Raw genomic sequence first — 2807 nt, 5'->3', positions numbered from 1 at the left:
ACAAGATCGGTAGGGTAGTGGATGTCAAGGGTATTCGGCATATTCGGGGTCAAAGATAAAAAATACATTTTAACAAGAGGACAAACAATCAAGCTGGCAAATCAACAAGCTATAAAAAATGAATAAGCTCCCGCTCCCTCGATTACATCCGTTTTTTGTAATCGAGCTGAACTCCGAAATTACCCCTGAGCCGGTTATCCACTGACATAAGAATTTATACAAAAGAATTTGAGCTGTCAAGATGTTTATCAATTGAAAGAGGGAAGGTGTCAGGCGTTGACAGGCTGACCAAGAATATTCTGATTGATTGAACCTTCAATTGGGGTCACCCATCTAAAAGGCACCTACGGGCCCTTGCTTCTTTTCCTGAAAAATGAAGCAGTACTTCTTCTACCTCCTGCCAATCATTCTTATTCAAGCCCATGATGGCACTATGACCCGACCAGGGATACCTGTCCAGCTCCGTCAAATCCTTAACCATCCGAGCTCTCAACGGATTCAGGTGAATGTATCTCACGAGTTCCAACAGATTGTTTAGCTGAAGGAGGCTTGATGGATATCAGAGTTGCACCGGAACTCGCAACTTCCAAAACAGCACGGCTCACGAGCACCGTCAATCCGCACACGCAGGAACCCCTCGCCGCAAGTGGTTGTCAGACCCAGTCGGCGGCGGGTGTAGTCATCAGCGGCGATGGTCAGGTCCAGTTTCCGTCCCAGCATGTTCAGCATTGTGTAGGCGTCGGATAGTTCGGCAGTGGAGGGCCTGAATTCGGGTCGGGCGCCCTTATAGCCGAGGAGCAGAAGGCATTTGGCGCCGCGGCGCACTGCCGTCGCTGCCTGGCGGATCGTTTCATTCACAGAGTTTCGCAATAACAGCAGGTTGACGATAGCTCGGGTATGAGCGACCAGGCGCAACCATTCCCCTTTTCCCGCAGAGACACCAAAACTCTCCAGCAACCCCTGATCTACCAATTGCAAAACCAAACGAGGATTGAAGGCGTTGGTGGTGAGTCCAGCGCGAAGCCCTCGTTCACGAACAGCTCCGAGCACATCGGGCAGCGCCGGATGGAGCGTCGGTTCGCCGCCTCCCAGAGCCACGGCCTCAGTTCCATCGGTCGCCAGTTCGTCGAGCAGGTTGCTGAATTGCGCCACTGGCATGAAAAGTTCGGACTTCCGCTGATCGCAGTAGGGGCAGCGATTGTTGCACTGCTCGGTGATCTCTACTGAAGCCAGGCGAAGCCGCTCATTCCTCATCTCCGGCATTTCCCTCGTGGTGTTGCGTCTCGGAAATACTTTGATTAATTTTGACGCAAGTTTTGTCAAAATCCTGGTCTCATATCAGCAAATGGCCTTGTCATTCCTGCGGAAGCAGTCCCGCCAAAGGCGGGACAGTCATTTAAGTGGGTTCTGGACTCCGGCCTCCGCAGGAGTGACATCCTTCTTAGTAGATAATCCAGCAAAGTTTCCGTAGCTCTGACTTATAAAACGATTTTTCGAGACACTATATACTAGCCTCAGGGCGGTTTGCGCAGATCCTTGTAAACCAATCGCAATGCCTCTCGACCATCCTCGGTATACACACTCTCAGCTTCCTCAATAAGAGACTTCAGTCGGTCTTCTAGGAAAGGGCTGGCTCTGCCCATCCCTCGAATGTCAGTCCACAGGACATCGATCAGAGCGACACGTTGATAAAGGTGCTCAAGTTGCCCCTCAGCAGCTGCATACCACTTTTCCAGCTCTTTCCCCAGACGCACTGCCAGGGCAGCCCAGCGAGTGCAATCGGCTGGTTCTATCTCCGCAGGATTCACCCGAGTCAACTCATACTCCATGACCGCTTCGGCTCGGGTGCTCACCTTCTGCAGCACCTTCTCTACCTGCTGCATCGTGCCTTGAATCCAGGGGTGCCCCACGGACGGGTACCGAGCCCGCGCGCGCAGCACAGGCGCTACCTGTTCCTCGACGAGTTGGAGACGATGGGTTTCCAGAGAGGGCGGCAAGTCAAGCGGACGGCGCAGGAGAGACACATCATCCAGGTAGGCGTAACGGATGGCATCTGCGAGGTCCCTTACATATTGCTCCCGGGTCTCTGGCGCTGGGCCGCCCTGAGGCAGCAAAAGAGTATTTCGCACCCCGAACTTCCCGATCCCTCGCTCCTCTGCGTGGCTAAGAAGTTGCTTGAGTTTCTCCTCGTCCACCGGATCGCGATTGCCAAAAGACAGCGGGGCCCCGCCGTCATTGGGGACTTCGAGCCGAAAGCCTCGCCACGCCTCCTCAAACTCAGTCCCCAGTTCACGAGCCAGGTCGTTCAGTCGACCTTGAAGGGATTTGGCACGCTCAAAGTCAACGTGGCGTAGCACATTCTCAAACTCCTCCGCCAGTGTCACGACCATTCCCGGATCGCTGCATTCGACAAGTAATTGACGCATCATTCACCTCCCAATCTGATTTCGAATTGCGCAATTCGGATTGCGGATCGGGCGTGCGAGGAGTTCGGTTGCAGGTCATTCGTCGCCTTTCGTTTTGGCCTCGCTCCTGAACTCCTCCACCATGAGCGACTCATGATCGAACTTCACCATAAACAACCCTGCCGCCTCTCCGCATAGTTGGCTGCAAATGTCTTCACACGCCTTCCGTTTTGGGGGACGTTGTTCAATTCCTTCAATTCTCATTTCTTAACGTGAGGCGGAAGGTGATAATAAAAACAAAGGTGCAAGGTACAAGGTAATGGGAAAAAACAGATAGCAGAGCGCATACTCATAGGTAATAGGTTATGTTTTGGGGGACGTTGTTCCGTTGTTTCCGATGGG

General features: G+C 53.0%; 2 protein-coding genes. Both read right to left on the bottom strand.

Going from position 1 to position 2807, the window contains the following annotated elements; genetic code table 11:
* Window positions 1–534: 534 nt before the first annotated feature.
* Window positions 535–1323, bottom strand: a complete 789-nt coding sequence (locus QME66_13265; GenBank protein MDI6809916.1) for a radical SAM protein — start codon at window positions 1321–1323, stop codon at window positions 535–537.
* Window positions 1324–1514: 191 nt separating this feature from the next.
* Window positions 1515–2426, bottom strand: coding sequence for a hypothetical protein (locus QME66_13260; protein MDI6809915.1), 912 nt, complete (start codon window positions 2424–2426; stop codon window positions 1515–1517).
* Between the last annotated feature and the right edge of the window lie 381 nt (window positions 2427–2807).

This window comes from Candidatus Eisenbacteria bacterium, from assembly GCA_030017955.1.
Taxonomy (GTDB): domain Bacteria; phylum Eisenbacteria; class RBG-16-71-46; order JASEGR01; family JASEGR01; genus JASEGR01.
Note: the sequence above shows the minus strand (reverse complement) of the source record. Positions and strands in the feature narration are given on the sequence as shown.

Bases quoted from the DNA above. Each gene is read 5' to 3' on its own strand.
- QME66_13260 (MDI6809915.1), bottom strand. From the start codon at position 2,426: ATGCGTCAATTACTTGTCGAATGCAGCGATCCGGGAATGGTCGTGACA.